The organism is Arenimonas sp. (genome assembly GCF_041913985.1).
In the GTDB taxonomy this organism is placed as follows: Bacteria; Pseudomonadota; Gammaproteobacteria; order Xanthomonadales; family Xanthomonadaceae; genus Arenimonas.
Genome location: NZ_JAYSEG010000025.1, coordinates 21,198 through 41,888, shown reverse-complemented (window position 1 = coordinate 41,888; position 20,691 = coordinate 21,198). Strand labels below are relative to the sequence as shown.

Here is a 20,691-nt window from a genome sequence, read left to right as displayed (position 1 = left end):
CGGCAACGCCATCCACCTGGGCGAGCGCGACTGCTCCATGCAGCGCCGCCACCAGAAGGTGGTGGAGGAAGCGCCGGCGCCGGGCATCACCGACGAGCAGCGCGCCGAGATCGGCCGCATCTGCACCGAGGCCTGCGTGCGCATCGGCTACCGCGGCGCCGGCACCTTCGAGTTCCTGTACGAGAACGGCCGCTTCTACTTCATCGAGATGAACACCCGCATCCAGGTGGAACACCCGGTGACGGAGATGATCACCGGCATCGACCTGGTGCGCGAGCAGCTGCTGATCGCCAGCGGCCAGAAGCTTTCGATCAAGCAGAGCGACGTGAAGATCACCGGCCACGCCATCGAGTGCCGCATCAACGCCGAGGACCCGGAGACCTTCCTGCCCAGCCCCGGCCTGATCCGCCACTTCCACGCGCCGGGCGGCCCGGGCGTGCGGGTGGATTCGCACATCTACGAGGGCTACAAGGTCCCGCCGAACTACGACTCGATGATCGGCAAGCTCATCGTGCACGGCGCCACCCGCGCCCAGGCCATCGCCCGCATGCGCGTGGCGCTGAGCGAAATGGTGGTGGACGGCATCAAGACCAACGTCCCGCTGCAGAGCCGCATCATGGCCGACATGGGCTTCCAGCAGGGTGGCACCAACATCCACTACCTGGAAAAGCGGCTGGCCGAGCGCAAGGAAAAGGCCATCGGCCTGGGCTGAGCCCGGGCGGCTTGACGGATTTTTGACATACCCGGGGGCGTACCCGGCGAGAATGCTCGCCGGGGGCCACCGCGGCCCGAGAGCCCGAGCCCATGCGCCAACCGTTCCGGATGCCGTTCCGCCGCGCCGACGCGCGCGGCCTTTCCGCCAACACCCTGACCGCGCTCGCCGCGGCGGCCCTGGCCACGCTCTACAGCCTCAGCTTCTGGGACCGGCTGCTCGCCGCCGACATCCCCGACGGCGGCCGCGGCTGGCTGTTCCTCGTGGCGGCCTGGCTCGTGGTGTTCGCGCTCAACGGGGTGTTCCTGTCGCTGCTGGCCTGGCGCGGGCTGCAGAAGCCGGCGCTGGCGGTTGTGCTGGTGGTGTCGGCGGCCACGGCCTATTTCATGGACGGCTTTGGCGCGGTGGTGGACAGGCATGCGGTGCAGAGCGTGCTGGAAACCGACCTGCGCGAAGGCAGCGAATGGTTCTCCTGGCAGATGGCCGCCTACCTCGTCGGCCTGGGCCTGCTGCCCGCCGCCGGCCTGCTGATGCTGCCCGTGCGCTACCGCGCCTGGCCGCGCGAACTGCTGGCGCGCGCCGGCTACATGCTGGCCATGCTGCTGCTGGTGGGCGCGGCGGTGGCGCCGTTCTCGCGTGAAATGGCCTCCACCGCCCGCAACCACGGCGAACTGCGCCACCTGGCCGCGCCGCTGAACCTGGCCAACGCGCTGCGCGCCTACGTCAAGCATTCCGGGCCGCGCTTCCCGGACAAGGTCGAGCCGCTCGGCACCGACGCCCGGGGTGGCGGCAGTTACATCAGCGCCCCGCGCCCGCCGCTGCTGCTGGTCCTGGTGGTGGGTGAATCGGCGCGCGAGCAGAGCTTCAGCCTCGGCGGCTACGCACGGCAGACCAACCCGCGCATGGCGGCCGAGCGCATCAACTACTTCGGCAACGTCTCGTCCTGCGGCACCAACACCGCCACCTCGCTGCCCTGCATGTTCTCGGACCTGGGCCGCGAGAACTACGACGAGTCGCGCTTCAAGGGCCGCGAGAACCTGCTCGACGTGCTGGCCCGCGCCGGCTTCAAGGTGGACTGGAAGGACAACAACACCGGCAGCAAGGGCATCGCCCGCCGGCTGGGCGAAGTGCGCATGTCGGAGGTGTCGACCAGCCCGCACTGCCAGGACGGCGAATGCCACGACGAGGTATTCGTCGAGGACCTGCGCCGCGAGCTGGCCACCCCCGGCGGCGGCGACCGGGTACTGGTGCTGCACATGCTCGGCAGCCACGGCCCGGCCTACTTCAAGCGCTACCCGCCGGCGTTCGCGAAGTTCACGCCGGCCTGCGAATCGGTGGCCCTGCAGGACTGCACGCCGGAACAGATCCGCAACAGCTACGACAACACCATCCTCTACACCGACCACGTGCTGGGCGAACTGCTGGGCGTGCTGCAGGCCCAGGGCGACGCGCGCATCCCGGCCCTGCTCTACCTTTCCGACCACGGCGAATCCACCGGCGAGGGCGGCCTGTACCTGCACGGCGCGCCCTACCTGGTGGCGCCGCGCGAACAGACCCGGGTGCCCATGCTGCTGTGGACCTCGGAGGCCTTCGAACGCTGGCGCCGGCTCGACCCGGCCTGCGTGGCCACGCGCCGGGACGAGGCGCTGAGCCACGACCACTTCTTCCACACCGTGCTCGGCCTGCTCGACGTGCAGACCACCGCCTACCGCCCCGAACTGGACGCCCTGGCCGGCTGCGCCCCGGGCTGAGGCCAGCCGGCGCCGGGGGTGCGACAATGGCGGCCCCGTTGCCGCCTTGCCCGCCATGCCCTTCCTCGAACTTTCCCTGCGCGTCCGCGCCGAAGACGAACACCGCGCCGAAAACGCCCTGATGGACCTGGGCGCGCTGTCGGTGACCCTGCTCGACGCCGACGCCGCCACGCCCAACGAAAAGGCCGTGCTGGAACCGGGCGTGGGCGAAACCCCGCTGTGGCCCGAGATCACCCTGGTGGCGCTGTTCGAGGGCGACACCGTGCCCGAGCTGGTGCTGCACGCGCTCGAATCCTTCGACGACGCCATCGACCTGTCCCAGGCCGACTTCCGCACCGTGGCCGACCAGGACTGGGAGCGCGCGTGGATGGACCAGTACGTGCCGCTGCAGTTCGGCCGCCGCACCTGGATCGTGCCCTGGAACATGGACCCGCCGCCGGAAGCGAAGGACGGCGTCATCGTGCGGCTCGACCCGGGCCTGGCCTTCGGCTCGGGCACGCACCCAACCACGGCGCTGTGCCTGCGCTGGCTCGATTCGCTGGTGCTGCGCGGCAAGACCGTGCTCGATTTCGGCTGCGGCAGCGGCATCCTGGCCCTGGCCGCGCTCAAGCTCGGCGCCAGCGCCGCGGTGGGCGTGGACAACGACCCGCAGGCCCTGGCCGCCACCGCCGACAACGCCGAACGCAACGGCGTGGGCGACCAGCTGCAGGTGTTCCTGCCGGAAAACGAACCCGCGGCCAACTATCCGGTGGTGGTGGCCAACATCCTGGCGGTGGCGCTCGACGCCCTGGCCGAAACCCTGGCCTCGCGCGTGGCGCCGGGCGGCGTGATCGCGCTCTCCGGCATCCTGCACGGCCAGGAAGGCCCGCTGATGGAAAAATATTCAACCTGGTTCGACCAGCTCGAAGCCGTGCAGGACGGGGACTGGATGCGCATCACCGGGGTCCGCCGCGCCGGTTGAATCGGTATCCTTGCCGCCATGCCCCCCCGCGCCCCGCGTTTCGCCGTCACCACCCCCGCCGCGCCGCGCCGTCCCCTGCCCTGGGGCTGGTGGCTGGCGGCCGCGCTGCTGGTGCTGGCCCTGGGCCTTCAGTTGGCGCTCGCCGACCGCGCGCGCCTGGCCGGCGACCCGGCCTGGCGGCCGCGCCTGGAAACCCTGTGCGGCCTGCTTCGCTGCGACTTGCCGGCCTGGCATGAGCCCGCGGCCTTCCGCGTCACCAGCCGCGAAGTGCGCCGCCACCCGGAAGACCCGCGCGCGCTGCTCATCACCACCAGCTTCCGCAACGACGCACGCTGGGCCCAGCCCTGGCCGGTGATGGAAGTGGCGCTGCACGACATCGACGGCCAGGCCCTGGGCCTGCGCCGCTTCCAGCCGCGCGAATACCTGGGCAGCCCGCCGGCCCGGCCGCGCATCGAGCCCGGGCAGTCGGCCAGCGCCACGCTGGAGATCCTCGATCCCGGCCAGCGCGCCGTGGCCTTCACCTTCGACTTCCACTGAACCGCGCGGGGCAGTCGCGGCGTCAGCGGGATTGACGTAGACTCCCTTCCCCCGTCGCCAGCCGCCGGGTTCCGCAGGGAAGCGGACAAGAATCATTGGAGCGCCCCGAAGTGAATGCCCTGCCCGCCGCCCGCGCGGACGCCAGCACGACCCCCTCCGGCCATACGCCCCTGCGCGACCACGTTTCGCGGTCGGTGCGGCGCTACCTGCACGATTTCAACGGCTGCGACCCGGACGACCTGTACGAAGTGGTGCTGCGCGAGATCGAGGCGCCGCTGTTCGCCGAGGTCCTGCGCCACTGCGACGGCAACCAGAGCCGCGCCGCCGCCTGCCTGGGCATCAACCGCGCCACCCTGCGCAAGAAGCTCAAGGCCTACGGCCTCGCCTGAGCCGCCACCGGTATAATCGCGGCTTCCCCACGAGGTGCCCGATGACCGCCGAACGCCAACCCGTCCGCCGCGCCCTGCTGTCCGTGTCGGACAAGACCGGCCTGCTTGAACTCGCCCGCGGCCTGGCCGCGCTGGGCGTGGACCTGCTCTCCACCGGCGGCACCGCCAAGGCCCTGCGCGACGCCGGCCTGGCCGTGCGCGACGTGAGCGAGGTCACCGGCTTCCCGGAAATCATGGACGGCCGGGTCAAGACCCTGCACCCGAAGATCCACGGCGGCCTGCTCGGCCGCGAGGGCATCGACGACGCGGTGATGGCCGAACACGGCATCGCCCCCATCGACCTGCTGGTGGTGAACCTCTACCCGTTCGTGCAGACGGTCTCCAAGCCCGGCTGCAGCTACGACGACGCCATCGAGAACATCGACATCGGCGGCCCGGCCATGCTGCGCGCCACCGCCAAGAACCACGCCCGCACCTCGGTGGTGGTGGACCCGGCCGACTACGGCGCGCTGCTCGGGGCGCTGCAGGCCGGCGGCACCACGCCCGCCATGCGCCGCGCGTACGCCGCCAAGGCCTACGCCCACACCGCCGCCTACGACGGCCAGATCGCCATGTGGCTGTCGCCGCGCGCCGAGGAACCCGCCGAGCCCAAGGCCTGGCCGGACACCTTCCACGCCTCGCTGCAGCTGTCCTCGGCGCTGCGCTACGGCGAAAACCCGCACCAGCGCGGCGCGCTCTACGTCGAGGCGAACGCGCCGCAGGGCATCGTCGCCACGGCGCGCTTCCTGCAGGGCAAGGAGCTGAGCTACAACAACCTCGCCGACGCCGACGCCGCGCTCGAATGCGTCAAGGCCTTCGACGCGCCGGCCTGCGTGATTGTCAAGCACGCCAACCCCTGCGGCGTGGCCGTGGCGGCGAACCTGATGGACGCCTACGACCGCGCCTACGCCGTGGACCCGACTTCGGCCTTCGGCGGCATCATCGCCTTCAACCGCGAGCTCGACGCCGCCACCGCCGCCGAAATCCTCAAGCGCCAGTTCGTCGAAGTGGTGATCGCGCCGTCCATCGCCGCCGACGCAATGCCGCACTTCGCGAAGAAGGCGAACGTGCGCGTGCTGGCCTGCGGCGAGCTGCGCCCGGCCACCGGCTTCGAATACAAGCGCATCGCCGGCGGCCTGCTGGTGCAGGACGCCGACACCGACGCGCTCACCGCCGCCGACCTGAAGATCGTCAGCGCCAAGGCGCCCACCGAGGCCCAGCTGCGCGACCTGCTGTTCGCCTGGAAGGTGGCCATGTACGTGAAGTCCAACGCCATCGTCTACGCGAAGGACCTGCAGACGGTCGGCATCGGCGCCGGCCAGATGAGCCGCGTGGTGAGCGCGAAGATCGCGGGCCTGAAGGCCGAGGAAGCGGGCCTGGTGGTGCCGGGCTCGGTGATGGCCTCCGATGCCTTCTTCCCCTTCCGCGACGGCATCGACGCCGCCGCGCAGGCCGGCATCGCCGCGGTCATCCAGCCGGGTGGCTCGATGCGCGACGCCGAGGTCATCGCCGCCGCCGACGAGCACGGCATGGCCATGGTCTTCACCGGCCGCCGCCACTTCCGCCACTGATGAAGAAGAGCCCGCCCTGGCTGATCGCCCTCGTGCTGGTCGCCGGCCTGGCGATCATCGCCGGCGGCTGGTGGCAGGCCGAGCGTCGCACGCGCGAGAACGACGCCGCAGCCAAGGTGCAGGCCGTGCTGGCCGGCTTCCAGCAGGGGCTGCCGCGCGAATACGCGCCCGGCCTGCTTCTCGAGCGCGTGGCCTTCGAGGGCCCGGCGCTGGTGATGACCATTCGCGCCCTCAGCCGCAGCGTGCCCGAGGCCGGCAACACCGCCGACGTGGCGCGCGCCGAGAAGGCGCTGATGCTGCCGCTGTGCGAGTACCCCGACGTGGTGTTCCTGCTCTCGCGCGGGGTGGTGCTCAAGCGCCGCTTCGTCGACAGCCAGGACCGCCTGTTCTTCGAGGTCACGCTGGCCGCGGCCGATTGCCGGCGCTGACCCGGCCCCATTCCATTTCCCGCGGGAGACACGCATGAAAGTCCTGGTGATCGGTTCCGGCGGCCGCGAGCACGCCCTGGCCTGGAAGCTGGCGCAATCGCCGCGGGTCACCGAGGTGCTGGTCGCCCCGGGCAACGCCGGCACGGCCACGGAGGCCAAGTGCCGCAACGTGGACGTCGCCGCCACCGACCTCGACGGCCTGCTCAACCTGGTGGAAACCGACGGCGTGGCGCTCACCGTGGTCGGCCCCGAGGCGCCGCTGGTGCGCGGCGTGGTCGACCGCTTCCGCGAGGCCGGCCAGCCCATCTTCGGCCCCACCGCGGCCGCCGCGCAGCTCGAGGGCAGCAAGGCCTACGCCAAGGACTTCCTGGCGCGCCACCGCATCCCCACCGCCTACTACGCCGTGTTCGAAGACGCCCAGCTGGCGCTGCAGCACGTGCGCGACCACGGCGCGCCCATCGTCATCAAGGCCGACGGCCTGGCCGCGGGCAAGGGCGTGGTGGTGGCCATGACGCTGGCCGAGGCCGAGGCCGCCATCACCGACATGCTCGAGGGCAATGCCTTCGGCGAGGCCGGTTCGCGCGTGGTGGTGGAAGAGTTCCTGGAGGGCGAGGAGGCCAGCTTCATTTCCATGGTGGACGGCCGCTCCGCGCTGCCCATGGCCACCTCGCAGGACCACAAGCGCGTGGGCGACGCCGACACCGGCCCGAACACCGGCGGCATGGGCGCCTATTCGCCGGCGCCGGTGGTCACGCCCGAGGTGCACGCACGCATCATGCGCGAGGTGGTGGAGCCCACCGTGCGCGGCATGATCGCCGACGGCGTGCCCTTCACCGGCTTCCTCTACGCCGGCCTGATGATCGCGCCGGACGGTTCGCCGAAAGTGATCGAATTCAACGTGCGCTTCGGCGACCCGGAAACCCAGCCGGTGATGCTGCGCCTGCGCAGCGACCTGCTCGACCTGGTGGAAGCCGCCATCGCCGGCCGCCTGGCGCAGGCCAAGGCCGAATGGGACCCGCGCCCCAGCCTGGGCGTGGTGATGGCCGCCGAAAACTACCCCGGCACGCCGCGCACCGGCGACGTCATCGCCGGCCTGGGCACCGACCCGGGCCCCGGCGCCAAGGTCTTCCACGCCGGCACCGCACTGAAGAACGGCCAGGTCGTCACCACCGGCGGCCGCGTGCTCTGCGCCTGCGCCCTGGGCGACAGCGTGGCCGACGCCCAGCGCCGCGCCTACGCCGCCGCCGACAACATCCACTGGGACGGCTGCTTCTACCGCGGCGACATCGGCTGGCGGGCCATCGAACGCGAGCAGGGCTGAGGCCGGCATGCGGACGTTCACCGCGGCAAGGACCGTACTGGCACTGGCCACGCTGGCGCTGGTTTCCCCCGCGGCCGCGGTCGACCAGCCTTCGACCTATCCGGGCTGCGCGCAACGCGAGGCGGAAGTCGCCTGGGGTGGCGCGGTAAGCATCGACCTGGCCGCCTGCCAGTCGTTTGGCCTGGGCGTGCTTGCCACGCCGCCCGCACATGGCCAGGCCAGCCCCGCGCCCGACGCGCCGGCCGAGCGCTACGTGTACGTGCACGGCGGGACCGGCCCCGCGGGCGGCGGCGAAGACCATTTCGTGGTGCTGGACGACAATTCGGACCGCATCAGCGTGCGCGTGCGCATCGGGCCGCCCACCCTGGGCATCGCCCTGGCCCCCGACGCATTGCCCGCGCTGCGGGCCGGCGCCCGTTCGGCGGCGGCGCTGCGCGGCTCGGGCGGGCAAGCGCCGTATGCGTTCCGGTTGGGCGAGGGCGAATTGCCCCCCGGGCTGTCGCTGTCGCCGGACGGCCGCGTCGAAGGCGTGCCCACCCGGCGCGGGCCCTATTCGTTCGCGGTCATCGCGCGCGACGCCCGCGGCGCCGAAGGCCGCCGCGCCTATGCCGGCGAAGTCGCGGCGGCGACGTTCGCGCTGGCGCCGGAGACGATCGCGGTGGTCCGCGGGCAGGCCTTCGAAGTGAAGCTGTCGGCCGGCGGCGGCGTCGCGCCGCACCGGTTCGCCCTCGAACCCGGCCACGCCCTGCCCCCGGGCGTCACGCTTGCCGGCGACGGCTGGCTGCGCGGCATCGCCGCGACGGCGCCCGGCGACTATCGCGCCGGCGTGCGCATCACCGACGCCAGCACCGGCCCGGGCGAATCCTTCGAGGTCGAGGCCCTGGTGATGCGGCTGGTGCCGCCGCCCGACATCTCGCTTCAAATCGTCGCCGGCGCCGGGGGCGAGGCGCCGGCCCTGTTGGTGGTCGACCGCGGCGCGGCGCTGGCCGTCCCCACGCACGTGGCGCTCGCCGCCAGCGGCGACGCCCTGTCCGGGAACCCGGGCCTGGGCTTGCCGGCCGGCGCGCTGATTCCCCCCGGGGAGAAGCGGGTGCGGCTGCCCCTGCCGTTGGTGGTGTCGGCGGGGCCGGGCGCCGGGGAATCGCTCGTGCTGGCCGTCGCCCCGGGCGAGGGTTACCGGGCCGGGGCGCGGGTCGAAGCCAGCGTGCGCGGCCAGCGCTGAAGCCGGCGCCGGCCTGTAGCCGCGGCGTCGCCAGGGTGTATGCTCGGCGAGGGGAAAATCCTTGGGGAACTTCATGAGCCGTAGCGAACTGATGGCGCGGTTGCTCCGCATGGCGCGTGTTGCGAAGCGCTGCGAGCAGACGGGCGAATCCTTGGCCGACGTCCTTGGCGCGCAGTCGCTGGAAGACGCGGGACGACGTCGCTTCACCCAGGGCGTGCTGGCGGCCACCACCACCGCCGCGGCCTGGTCGCTGGCGCCGGGCGCGCTGGCCAAATCCACCGGCGGCGGCAGCCCCGTGTTCAGCGCACCCGCCAGCGTCGCCGTGGTCGGCGCGGGCATCGCCGGCCTGGCTTGCGCCAACGAGCTGGCGCGGCTGGGCATCGACGCCCAGGTCTTCGAGGCCTCCGACCGCGTCGGCGGCCGCGTCGCCAGCTTGCGCGGCGTGTTCCCGGGGCAGGTGGTCGAGCGGGGCGCCGAGTTCATCAGCTCCTCCCACAACGTGATGCTCGGGTATGCCCGCCAGCTCGGCCTGCCGCTGGAAGACCTGGGTGCCTCGCCGGGCACGGCCTTCCATTATTTCGGCGGCCGGCGCTACACCGAGACGCAGGTGATGGAGGAGTTCCGCGACTTCACCGCCGCGGTCCGCGGCGACCTCGGGCGCATCAGCCACCCGAACGCCGACCAGTTCACCCCCGTCGACGCCGAGTTCGACTTCCTGAGCATCGAAGAACTGCTCGACCTGCGCGGGGCCGGCGACCTGCTGCGCCAGGTCGTCTCGAGCGCGGTGCAGGCCGAATTCGGCGCCGGCATCGGCCAGGTCAGCGCGATCAGCCTGCTGCGCTTCCTGCACGCCGACCAGCGCGGCAAGCAGTCGGCGCTCGACGAGAACCACCACCGCTTCCTGCGCGTGGTCGACGGCAACGACCGGATCACCGCCGGCCTGGCGGCGCAGCTGCCGCGCCCGGTGGCGATGGACCACCACCTGGTTTCGGTGCGCCAGCTCGCCGGCGGCCGCTACCGCCTGGTGTTCGAGGTGGGCGGCCGCAGCCGGTACAGCGAGCACGACGCGGTCGTGCTGGCCCTGCCCTTCACCGTGCTGCGCCACGTCCAGCTGCACCCCAGCCTGCAGCTTCCGGAATGGAAGCGCCTGGCGATCAGCACCGCCGACATGGGCAGCCAGAATCGCCTGCTGGTGGGCTTCCAGGGCCCGTACTGGTATGAGCGCCACGGCCTGAGCGGCACCGGCTTCAGCGACCGCGCGGCGATGCCCGCGACCTGGGAAACCAACCCGGGCCGCTCCGGCGCCAACCACGCGGTGCTGGCGGCCAGCCTCGGCCCCTACGCCGCCGGCCCGGGCGCCACGCAGGCGCAGGCGCAAACCTTCGTCGACGCACTCGAGGCCGTGGCCCCGGGCGCCAAAGGCGCCGCCTCGCGCAACAGCCGCGGCGAACTGCTGGCGCACGTGGAAGACTGGACGGGCCATCCGCTCAGCCTCGGCGCGCAGGTCTACAACCGGCCTGGCTACTTCACCACCAACGCGCACCACGAGGCCAAGCCGGTGGGCAAGCTGCTTTTCGCGGGCGACCACACCAGCAGCTTCTACGAGTGGCAGGGCTTCATGGAAGGCGCGGCGCTGTCGGGCCTGCGCGCGGCCGCCGAGGTGCTTGCCCTCTCCCGCGCCTGACCGGCGGTCGTGACGGACGCCTTGGGCGCCGCCGCGGCGCCGCTGCTGGTCACCTCGCCGACGATCCGCTCCGGCAGCACGCTGGTGCAGCGGCTGCTGTGCAGCGCGCCCGATGGCCTGGTCTACGGCGAGGAGATCGGCAAGGACGTCGAGTTCCAGCTGCAGGTGCTGGCCTCGCGGCGCCTGGTCTACCGGCAAAGCGGCCCGCGCTTCGGGGAGGCGCTGGCGCAGGTGCTGGCGGGCCGCACCGACGATTGGATCATCGACCTGATGCCGGACATGGCCGGCTACGTCGCCGCGCTCGAACGCGGCGCGCTGGCCGGGCTCGAGGCCTGCCGGGCGCATGCGGCCTCGGTGGGCCGGCCGACCTGGGGCTTCAAGTACCCCGGCATGGCCCCGGCGGCGATGTCGCTGCTGGCCGAGCTGTCGCCCGGCCTGCGCGTGGTCTACGTCGTGCGCCAACTGGCCGGCACCCTGCGCTCGGCCAAGGCCTGGGGCGCGCTGCCCGACGAGGCCTGGACCCGGCGACTCTGCGAGGACTGGGTGACGCACCAGCGCTTCGTGCACGGCCTGCGCGCGCGGGTGCCGGTGCTGGTGCTGCGCCACGAGGCACTGGTGGCCGACCCGGCGACGGCGGTCGCCCGCCTGCGTGATTTCGCCGCGATAGGCGCACCGGACGTGGGCGTGCTTGCCCGCCGCATCAACGCGCCGGCCGGCGAGGATTACCGCGAGCCCGCGCCACTGTCCGCCGACGAGGCGGCCTGGGTGGAAGCCGCCAATGCCGCGGCACCGGCCTGGGACGGCATCGACTAGACTGCGCGGGTCAACGAGGATTTCCCATGGAACTGCTGAGGCTCGACCACTTCGCCGGCTGCGTGAACGAAACCTTCCGCGCCGCGCTCAACGACGGCGAGATCGAATTCGTGCTGGTCGAAGCCGCACCCATGGGCGCACCGCGCAACGGCGCGGGCCGGGAGCCGTTCTCGCTGCTTTTCCGCAACACGGCGCCGCTGCTGTTCCCGCAGCAGACCTACCGCATGACGCACGCGCGGGTCGGCAGCGTCGACATCTTCCTGGTGCCGGTCGCGCGCGAGCGCGAGGGTTTCCTCTACCAGGCCGTGTTCAACTGAGCGGCGGCCGCCAGCGCATGAACTGGTGGGTGTCGGTGCCGCCGTCCTCCTCGGGCGCGAAGCCCAGGCGCGCGTAAAGCCGCTGCGCCCCGAGGTTCCAGCGCAGCACGTGCAGGCACAAGCCGCGGCCCGGCGCCGCGGCGGCCCGCTGCGACGACGCCAGGAGCGCGCCGCCCAGCCCCTGCCCACGCCATTCCGCCAGCAGGCTGATGTCCACCACGAGGTCTTCGCCGGCGCCGCGCTGCAGGTAGTAGCGGCCGACCAGGGCGTCGCCGTGCAGCAACACCAGGAAGTCGGCGTCGGCGTGGTGGGACAGGTAGTGCCGGTGCTGGAGCGCGAACTGCTGGTCGGTGAAGGCCTGCTTCGCGGCGGGAGGCCAGGGCAGCGGCGCCAGCTCCTCGGCCCGGGTGTCGGCGTACAGGCGCGCCAGCGCCGGCAGGTCGGCATCCCTCGCATGGCGAAGGCTGACGCCGCGGACTACCAGGGGTTCCGGGGCCGGCGGGGGCACCGGCCGGCCGGCCGGGAAGGAGGGCAGGCCGTGCAAGCCCGCTGCCTCAGGGGAAGGAGGGATAGATGCCCTGCAGCGCGATGCAGAAATTGATGCCCAGGTAGGGCTGCTGGTTCTGGTGCGGGTTGCCGCCGCCGGCGCTGGGTTGGAGCATCGACGCCACGAAGCTGGTGTTGGGCGAGGTCCCGGGCAGGAAGTTGGTCGCGCTGGCGTTGGAGGACACCGACAGCGCGTTGCCCGCCGAGGGCGAATGGGCGCGCTTGCTGGTGTCGTTCTGGGAATACAGCACGAAGCCGTGGCCGTGCTGCGGGATCTGGTTGCTGGTCAGGGTGACGGTGTTGACGCCGTAGGCCTCGCCCAGGCTGCGTGGCGTCAGGCCGGGCCCCTGCCCCTGCTGGTTGGCGGCGCGGCCGGCGAGGTTAGGCAGCTGGAACGTGGTCTGGCCGTTGCCGCCGTAGATCGTGCCGATCAGCGAGAACAAGGCGGTGTTCTGCGCGATCGGCAGCGTCGCGCCGTTGCAGAACGCCCAGCCGCGCGGGTTGAAGTTGAATCCGAACAGCTGGATTTCGCCGATGAAAGGCTGGGTCATGACAGTGCTCCCCTGAGGTCCGGCGTCAGCCCTGGGACGGGAAAATGCCCTGCGTCGCGATGCAGAACTGCACCGTCAGCGTGGGCATGCAATTTTCGTGCGGCTGCGAGCCACCCGCGTTCGACACCGACGAACCCGCCAGGGTGAACGGCGCGCCGCCCGTGGTGTCGGTGACGTACATCGTCTGGTTGGCCACCGCGCCGGGGAGCACGGTGTTGCCCGGGCTGCCGGTGGAAGCCGCCGCGGTCGAGGCGACGGCGGTATGGGTGTGCGCCGGCATCTGGGTGGACAACACGGTCACCGTCTCGGTGCCCGCGCGCTGGCCGATGACGTAGTTCGACAGGCCCGGCCCCTGGCCCTGGTGCACCGGCACCCGGCCACGCAGGTCGGGCACCCCGAAGGTGGTCTGGCCGTCGCCGCCGTAGGTCGTGCCGATGAGCGCGAACAGCGCGTCGTACTGGGCAATGGGAAGCAGGCTGCCGTCGCAGGCCTGCCAGCCGTTCGGCGCACCGCGGGTACCGAAGGCGAACATGCGGATTTCGCCGATGTAGGGCGTCGACATGGCTCAGGCTCCGGTCCGGGAAAGGAAGGCGATGGCGGTCATGGCTGCCCTCAGTTGCGCGACGGGTAGATGCCGGACAGGGCGATGCAGAAATTGATCGTCATGTAGGGCTGCAGGTTGGGATGCGGCTGGTTGCCGCCGGCGGGCGCCACCGTCGCCGGGTTCAGCGGCACCTGGGTGCCGGTGGGTGGCCCGAAGAGCGCCACCGCGCTGGCCGCATAGGTGGCGTTGTTGGGGTTGCGGGTCGTGCCGTTGCTGGTGGTCGCGCCGAGCGTGTGCGCGTGCGCGGGCAGGTTCGTGGACAGCAGCGTCACGTTCTCGACACCGGCCGACTGCCCGATCTGCACCGCCGGCGGCTGCCACGAGGGGTCGACCGAGGAGGCATAGCCGATCGGGGTCCGCGAACGCAGGTCGGGCAGGGCGAAGTTGGTGGTGCCGTTGCCGCCGTACTGGGTACCCAGCAGCGAGAACAGCGCCTGGTTCTGGTTGATCGGCAGCAGCTGGCCGTTGCAGAGCGCCCAGAACTTGGGCGCGAAATTGAAGCCGGCCATCATCACCTGGCCGATGAAAAATTCGCTCATGACTCCCCCCTGCTTGTCCGCGCCGGCAGGCGCGCGGCCCGGACGGGCCTTCCCCCCGGTCACTCTGCCCCGCGCGCAAGGCGATGGCAAGCACCCTGCTGGCGCCAAGGGACCGGCTCCGCTACCTTTGGCCGCGCAAGGCGGCTGGCTCCGTTGAACCGGGGGCGGCCAGGGGCAGCCGCCATACTCAAGGGGAATTCGTAATGTCCGAGGCCAGCACCGCGCCGCGTCGTCGCGTCCGCGCTTTCTTCCACCGTCCGGGCCTTGCGGCCCTGTTGTTGCTCCTGGGCCTGGCCTGGAGTTCGCTGGTGGCGGCCGTCGGCCTGCCTTCCACCTATCCCGGCTGCGCCACGCGCAGCGCGACGGTGAGCTGGGGCGGCACGGTCAACGTGGACATGAGCGCGTGCCACTTCTTCGGCCTGGGCGTGGTGTCCACGCCGGCCACGCACGGCAGCGTGACCCCGGGCGACCCCGAACCGCTCGACAGCTACAACTACACCCACAACGGCAGCACGCCGGCGGGTGGTGGCACCGACACCTTCGTCGTGCTGGACGACAACAGCGACTTCATCACGGTCACGATCACGATCACGCCGCCGACCTCGGCCATCGTGGTCAGCCCGGCCAGCCTGCCCACGCTGACCGCCGGCACGCCCTTCTCGCAGACGCTGACCTCCAGCGGCGGCACCGCCCCGTATACCTACAGCCTGCAGTCCGGCAGCCTGCCGGTCGGCCTGACGCTCAGCTCGTCCGGCCTGCTCAGCGGTACGCCGACCCAGCGCGGCGGCTACGCCTTCACCGTGCGCTCCACGGAAAACGGCCCGGGCTTCGTCGACAAGGGCTACTCGGGCAACGTCGAGGCGCCGGCCCTGTCGATCAGCCCGGCCAGCGGCACCGCCATCCAGGGCGTGGCGTTCTCGCAGACGCTGTCGGCCGTCGGCGGCGTCGCGCCGCACAGTTTCCTGCTTGAATCCGGCAGCCTGCCGGCCGGCATCACCGTCAGTCCCGCGGGCGTGGTCAGCGGCACCACGGCCGCCGCCCCGGGCAACTACCCGGTGGTCCTGCGCGTCACCGATTCCAGCACCGGCCCGGGCAGCTACTTCGAGCTCGAGAACTACACCCTCACGGTCAGCCCGCCGCCCAGCGTGAGCATCGCGGTGTCGCCGGCCAGCGTGTCGGAAGACGGTGCGACCAACCTCACCTACACGGTCACCCGCAGCCTCAACCTCAGCTCGCCGACGGTGGTCAACCTCACCGCCAGCGGCACCGCCACCAGCGGCGTCGACTACACCGGCGCCCCGGCGACGATCAACATCCCGGCCGGCGCCACCACCGCCACCTTCGTGATCGACCCGGCCGTCGACGGCACGGTCGAGGCCGATGAAACCGTCACCTTCACGGTCGCCGCCGGCACCGGATATTCGGTCGGCGCGCCCAACGCGGCCACCGGCAACATCCTCAATGACGACGTGCCCAGCGCCACCATCAGCGTGTCGCCGGCCGCGGTCGCCGAGGACGGCGCGCCCAACCTGATCTACACCGTCACGCTGAACCAGGCGTCCACCAGCGCGCTTTCGGTGAACTACACGATCACCGGCACCGCCACCAACGGCACCGACTACGCCAGCATCGCCTCGCCGCTGCTGATCGCGGCGGGCAACACGACCGGCACCATCACGGTGAACCCGACCGTCGACGCCACCATCGAGGCCGATGAAACGGTGACCCTGACGCTGGCCGGCGGCACCGGCTACACCGTGGGCGTGCCCAACGCGGCCACCGGCACCATCCTCAACGACGACCAGCCGAACCTGACGATCAACGACGTCACGATCTCGGAGGGCAATGCCGGCACCACCAACTTCACCTTCACGGTGAGCCTGTCGGCACCGGCCGGCCCGGGCGGCGTCACCTTCGACATCGCCACCGCCGACGACGTCGCGACCGCGGGCGTGGACTACGTCGGCCAGAGCCTGACCGGCCAGACCATCCCGGCCGGCAGCAGCACCTACGCCTTCACCGTGCTGGTCAACGGCGACACCCTCAACGAAGTCCCGGAAACCTTCTTCGTCAACGTGACGAACGTCGTCAATGCCGTGCTCCAGGACGGCCAGGGCCTCGGCACCATCAACAACGATGATCCGCTGCCCAGCCTGTCGATCAACGACGTCAGCCTCGCCGAGGGCAACGCCGGCAGCAGCAACGCGGTGTTCACCGCCACCCTGTCGGCCGCGAGTGGCCAGACGGTCACCGTGAACTACGCCACCGCCGACGGGACTGCAACGCAGCCGGCCGACTACACCTCGGCCAGCGGCACGCTCACCTTCGCCCCCGGCCAGACGACCCAGCAGGTCAACGTATCCGTCATCGGCGAGACCGTGCCGGAGGCGAACGAAACCTTCTTCGTGAACCTGTCGGGCGCGGCCAACGCCACCATCGCCGACAACCAGGGCGTCGGCACCATCCTCAACGACGACGTGCCGGTCACCGTCTCGCCGGGCAGCCTGCCGGGCGGTACGGTCGCCGCGGCCTACAGCCAGGCGGTCTCCGCCAGCGGCGGCGTCGGCCCCTACACCTTCGCCGTGACGGCCGGCGCCGTCCCCGGTGGCCTGACGCTGTCGCCGGGCGGCACGCTCAGCGGCACGCCGACCGCCGGCGGCACCTTCAACTTCACCGTCACCGCCACCGACTCCAGCCCGGTGCCCGGCCCGTTCTCCGGCAGCCAGGCCTACTCGGTCACGATCGCGGCGCCGACCATCACGCTGCCGCCGACCACGCTGGCCGACGGCAACCTGGGCCAGGCCTACACGGCGACGATCAACGCCGCCAGCGGCGGCACCGCGCCCTACGGCTACGTCGTCACCGGCGGCGCGCTGCCCGGCGGCCTGACGCTGGACGCCGCCACGGGTGAGATCTCCGGCACCCCGACCGCCTTCGGCACCTTCAACTTCGACATCACCGCCACCGACAGCAGCACCGGCACCGGCCCGTACACCGCCACGCAGTCCTATGCGCTGGTGGTGATTGACGCCCCGCCGGTCGCCAATGCCGTCTCGGTCACGGTGCCCTACGGCGCCGGCGCGACCGCGGTGACGCTCAACCTCACCGGCGGCGGCGCGACCTCGGTCGCGGTGGCTTCGGCGGCGAGCAACGGCACGGCCGTCGCGGCGGGCCTGGGCATCACCTACCAGCCGAACGCCGGTTACGCCGGCCCGGACAGCCTCACCTACACCGCCACCGGTCCGGGCGGCACCTCCGCGCCGGCCACGGTCTCGGTGACCGTGAGCGACCCGGTGATCGCGATCGTGCCCGGCGGCCCGCTCTCTACCTCCGTGGGCGCGGCCTACAGCCAGACCTTCACTTTCACCGGCGGCGCCCAGCCGTGGACGGGCTACCAGGTCACCAACCTGCCGGCCGGCGTGACGATCACCGGCACGACCGCCAACTCGGTGACGATCTCCGGCACGCCCAGCGCCGCCGGCAGCTTCGCGCTGAACGTGTCGGCCGCCGACAGCAGCACCGGCGGCGGCCCCTTCACCGTCGGCCAGGTGTTCACCCTGGACGTGTCCGCGCCGACGCTGACCCTGGCGCCGGCCGCGGGCACGCTCAACGCGCCCTACGGCGCCGCCTACAGCCAGGCCTTCTCGGCCGGCGGCGGCATCGGCGGCTACGGCTACGTGCTCACCGGCGCCCTGCCGGCCGGCATGAGCTTCGCCGGCGACACCCTGTCGGGCACGCCGACCGTGCCGGGCAACTACCCGATCTCCGTGACCGCGACCGACAACGGCAGCACCGGCGCCGGCGCCCCCTTCACGATCACGCAGAACTACACCATCGACGTGCCGGTGCCGACGATCGTCGTCGCCCCGGCCACGCTGCCGGATCCGGTGGCAGGCACGGCCTACAGCCAGGTGCTGTCGGCCAGCGGCGGCGTTGCCCCGTACGACTTCGCGGTCACCGCCGGCGCTCCGCCGACCGGACTGGCGCTGTCGACCGGCGGCACGCTGTCGGGCACGCCCACGGCGATCGGCACCTTCAACTTCACGGTCACCGCCACCGACGACAACGGCCAGACCGCCAGCCGGGCCTACACCGTCACCGTCGGGGCGCCCACGCTGGTGCTGTCGCCGGCCGCGGGCACGCTCAACGCGCCCTATGCCGCGGCCTTCAGCCGCAGCTTCACGGCGGCCGGCGGCTCGGGCAACTTCAGCTACGCGCTGACGGGCGCGCTGCCGACCGGCATGTCCTTCGCCGGCAACACGCTGTCGGGCACCCCGACCGCGCCGGGCAATTACCCGATCACCGTGACCGCGACCGACACCACGCTGACCGGTCCGGGTGCACCGTTCACCGCCACCAACGCCTACACCCTGGTGGTGCCGGCCCCGGCGATCGTGGTGAACCCGGCCTCGCTGTCGGCCGGTGTTGCCGGCCAGGCCTATGCCGCGGCGATCACCGCCACCGGCGGCGCCGCGCCGTACTCGTACGCGGTCAGCGCCGGCGGCCTGCCGGCGGGCATGACGCTGGGCAGCGATGGCGCGCTCTCGGGCACGCCGACCGCAAGCGGCAGCTTCAACCTCACGGTCACCGCCACCGACCGCTTCGGCCAGACCGGCGCGCGCGCCTACACGCTCGTGATCGCCGCCCCGACCCTGGCGATCACGCCGGCCAGCCTGCCCTCGGGCATCGTCGGCGTGGCCTATGCCTCGGCCGTCTCGGCCAGCGGCGGCATCGCGCCGTACAGCTACGCGGTCACGTCCGGCAGCCTGCCGGCCGGCCTGTCGCTGGCGGCCGACGGCTCGATCTCGGGCACGCCGACCGCGGCCGGCAGCTTCGGCTTCACGCTCACCGCCAGCGACAGCACCGGCGGCACGCCGGGCACGGCCAGCCAGGCCTACACGGTGGAGATCGTGTACGCCCCGCCGGTGGCGGTGGACGACGCGGCCACGGTGCTGGCGGGCGAGTCGGTGACGATCGCGGTCACCGCGAACGACAACAGCCTCGCGCCGATCACCAGCGTCGCCATCGTGTCGCCGCCGGCCGAAGGCACGGCCACGGTGTCGGGCCTCGACATCGTGTACACCGCGCCGACCCTGGCCTCGCCGCAGGTGAGCTTCACCTACGTCGCCAGCGGCCCGGGCGGCACCTCGGCGCCTGCCACCGTCACGGTGACGGTGAACCCGCTGCCGATCCCGGTGGCGCAGCAGGCGACGACCCCGGCGGCCACGCCGGTCACCGTGGACATCACCGCCGGCGCCACCGGCGGCCCGTTCACGGCGGCCGAAGTGCTGTCAGTCGCCCCGGCGGGCGCGGGCACCGCGGCCATCGCCGCCGGCGGCAGCGGCTACCTGCTCACCTTCACCCCGGCGTCGACCTTCGAAGGCCAGGCCACCGTGCAGTTCACGGTGAGCAACGCCTACGCCACCTCGTCGACCACCGCGCTGGTGGTGACGGTGCAGCCGCGGCCGGATCCGTCCGCGGACCCGGAAGTGCGCGGCCTGATCGATGGCCAGGTGGATTCGGCGCGCCGGTTCGCCACCGCGCAGATCACCAACTTCCAGCAGCGCCTCGAGCAGCTGCACCGCGGCGGTGGCGGCGGCAGCCAGAACACGCTGTCGTTCGCGGCCACGCGCACGTGCAGCGAGCCGCTGGTCGGCCACTCGATCGATCCCTGCGGCCAGGCCTTCGACGATGGCGCGGGCCTGGGTGGCATCGGCAGCGCCGGTGGCGGTGGCCAGGGCGCGGGCGCCCCGGCGTCCGCCGGCGGCGGTTCCGGCAGCCCGTGGGGCACCTGGGTCGGCGGCATGATCCGCTCGGGCAAGCTCGACGGCAGCGCCGGCCGCGCCGGCCTGGACTTCGAGTCCGACGGCCTGAGCACCGGCGTCGACTACCGCGTCAGTGCCGACCTGGCCGTGGGCGCGGGCTTCGGCTGGGGCCAGGACGAGGTCGAGGTCGGCCGCAACGGCAGCCGCATCGAAGGCAAGGCCCGCACGCTGGCGCTGTACGCCAGCTGGCACCCGGGCCAGCGCTGGTTCGTGGACGGCCTGGTCGGCCTGCAGGACCTGCGCTTCGACCTGCGCCGCTACCTGCCCAGCACCACCGGGTTCGTCAACGGCCGCCGCGACGGCGACCAGTGGTTCGCCTCGGTGTCCGCCGGCATGGAACACCACCGCGACGGGCTGATGCTCTCGCCCTACGCCCGGTTCGACTTCGCCCGCGGCACGCTGGACGGCTACGTCGAAACCGGCCACCCGGTGCTGGCGCTGGCCTACGAGGCGATGGACGTCGAGACCAGCATCGGCAGCCTGGGCCTGCGCCTGGATTGGCGCCAGGCCCGCGACTGGGGCGCGTTCACGCCGCAGGTCCGGCTGGAATACCAGCAGGACTTCTCGGGCCGCTCCGAGGCCGAGCTCGGCTACGCCGACCTGCCCGGTGGCCCGACCTACGGCGTCGCCGCCAGCCGCTTCGACCGCAACCGCTTCGTCGCCGGCCTGGGCATGCTGTTCGACACCCGCGGCGGCTGGAACTGGCGCCTCGAGTACCGCGGCCAGCTCGGCGGCGACGGCGAGGACCAGGGCGTGCAGCTCAACGTGCAGAAGCAGTTCTGAGCCAACGCAGCAACGCGTGACCACGAAGGGGCCGGGCAACCGGCCCCTTCCTTTTGGGTCGCTGGAAAGCCGGGGCGCCGGGGTACTATTCGGCGGCG

Annotated in this window: 16 protein-coding genes and 1 pseudogene; 13 read left to right on the top strand and 4 right to left on the bottom strand. The window is 72.1% G+C overall.

Features of this window, described 5'->3' with window-relative positions; all coding sequences use genetic code 11:
- From ACE3Q2_RS09645 to ACE3Q2_RS09590, 12 genes and pseudogenes are all read left to right on the top strand, one after another.
- A pseudogene (locus tag ACE3Q2_RS09645) lies at positions 1-712 on the top strand (acetyl-CoA carboxylase biotin carboxylase subunit); the annotation flags it as partial.
- Positions 713-804: 92 nt separating this feature from the next.
- Positions 805-2,463, top strand: coding sequence for a phosphoethanolamine transferase (locus tag ACE3Q2_RS09640; RefSeq protein WP_231698184.1), 1,659 nt, complete (start codon positions 805-807; stop codon positions 2,461-2,463).
- Between the two features lie 55 nt (positions 2,464-2,518).
- Positions 2,519-3,424, top strand: a complete 906-nt coding sequence (gene prmA / locus ACE3Q2_RS09635; protein ID WP_231698183.1) for a 50S ribosomal protein L11 methyltransferase — start codon at positions 2,519-2,521, stop codon at positions 3,422-3,424.
- Between the two features lie 18 nt (positions 3,425-3,442).
- On the top strand, positions 3,443-3,961 hold the full coding sequence (locus ACE3Q2_RS09630) for a DUF3426 domain-containing protein (RefSeq protein WP_231698182.1): 519 nt from the start codon (positions 3,443-3,445) through the stop codon (positions 3,959-3,961).
- Positions 3,962-4,080: 119 nt separating this feature from the next.
- Positions 4,081-4,350, top strand: coding sequence for a DNA-binding transcriptional regulator Fis (gene fis, locus ACE3Q2_RS09625; RefSeq protein ID WP_374473869.1), 270 nt, complete (start codon positions 4,081-4,083; stop codon positions 4,348-4,350).
- 41 nt (positions 4,351-4,391) lie between these two features.
- Entirely contained in the window at positions 4,392-5,960 is a 1,569-nt protein-coding gene (purH, locus tag ACE3Q2_RS09620; protein WP_374473868.1) for a bifunctional phosphoribosylaminoimidazolecarboxamide formyltransferase/IMP cyclohydrolase, read from the top strand.
- Entirely contained in the window at positions 5,960-6,388 is a 429-nt protein-coding gene (locus tag ACE3Q2_RS09615; RefSeq protein ID WP_374473867.1) for a hypothetical protein, read from the top strand. The genes purH and ACE3Q2_RS09615 overlap by 1 nt, the downstream gene beginning before the upstream one ends.
- 34 nt (positions 6,389-6,422) lie before the next feature.
- Positions 6,423-7,709 carry a phosphoribosylamine--glycine ligase gene (gene purD / locus ACE3Q2_RS09610; RefSeq protein WP_374473866.1) on the top strand — a complete coding sequence of 429 codons (1,287 nt, stop codon included), beginning with the start codon at positions 6,423-6,425 and terminating at the stop codon, positions 7,707-7,709.
- A gap of 7 nt (positions 7,710-7,716) precedes the next feature.
- Positions 7,717-8,931, top strand: coding sequence for an Ig domain-containing protein (locus ACE3Q2_RS09605; protein ID WP_374473865.1), 1,215 nt, complete (start codon positions 7,717-7,719; stop codon positions 8,929-8,931).
- A 73-nt stretch (positions 8,932-9,004) separates the two neighbouring features.
- Positions 9,005-10,615 carry a flavin monoamine oxidase family protein gene (locus ACE3Q2_RS09600; RefSeq protein ID WP_374473864.1) on the top strand — a complete coding sequence of 537 codons (1,611 nt, stop codon included), beginning with the start codon at positions 9,005-9,007 and terminating at the stop codon, positions 10,613-10,615.
- 9 nt (positions 10,616-10,624) lie between these two features.
- Entirely contained in the window at positions 10,625-11,428 is an 804-nt protein-coding gene (locus tag ACE3Q2_RS09595; protein ID WP_374473863.1) for a sulfotransferase, read from the top strand.
- 26 nt (positions 11,429-11,454) lie between these two features.
- The gene (locus ACE3Q2_RS09590; RefSeq protein ID WP_374473862.1) at positions 11,455-11,745 is read left to right on the top strand and encodes a hypothetical protein; all 291 of its coding nucleotides are present in this window, start codon (positions 11,455-11,457) and stop codon (positions 11,743-11,745) included.
- On the opposite strand, the gene ACE3Q2_RS09585 is transcribed toward ACE3Q2_RS09590, so the two are convergent.
- The 4 genes from ACE3Q2_RS09585 to ACE3Q2_RS09570 are packed head-to-tail and all read right to left on the bottom strand — an operon-like array spanning position 11,738 to position 13,985.
- Positions 11,738-12,289 (bottom strand): N-acetyltransferase family protein, encoded by a 552-nt coding sequence (locus tag ACE3Q2_RS09585; protein ID WP_374473861.1) that lies wholly within the window; start codon positions 12,287-12,289, stop codon positions 11,738-11,740. The two genes, ACE3Q2_RS09590 and ACE3Q2_RS09585, sit on opposite strands and share 8 nt — an antisense overlap.
- Positions 12,290-12,299: 10 nt before the next feature.
- A complete protein-coding gene (locus ACE3Q2_RS09580) occupies positions 12,300-12,842 on the bottom strand; it encodes a phage tail protein (protein ID WP_374473860.1) in 543 nt (180 codons plus the stop codon).
- Between the two features lie 25 nt (positions 12,843-12,867).
- A complete protein-coding gene (locus ACE3Q2_RS09575; RefSeq protein ID WP_374473859.1) occupies positions 12,868-13,404 on the bottom strand; it encodes a phage tail protein in 537 nt (178 codons plus the stop codon).
- A gap of 50 nt (positions 13,405-13,454) precedes the next feature.
- A complete protein-coding gene (locus ACE3Q2_RS09570) occupies positions 13,455-13,985 on the bottom strand; it encodes a phage tail protein (RefSeq protein ID WP_374473858.1) in 531 nt (176 codons plus the stop codon).
- Between the two features lie 203 nt (positions 13,986-14,188).
- On the opposite strand from ACE3Q2_RS09570, the gene ACE3Q2_RS09565 reads away from it, so the two are divergent.
- Positions 14,189-20,593 carry a putative Ig domain-containing protein gene (locus ACE3Q2_RS09565; RefSeq protein ID WP_374473857.1) on the top strand — a complete coding sequence of 2,135 codons (6,405 nt, stop codon included), beginning with the start codon at positions 14,189-14,191 and terminating at the stop codon, positions 20,591-20,593.
- Positions 20,594-20,691 lie beyond the last annotated feature (98 nt).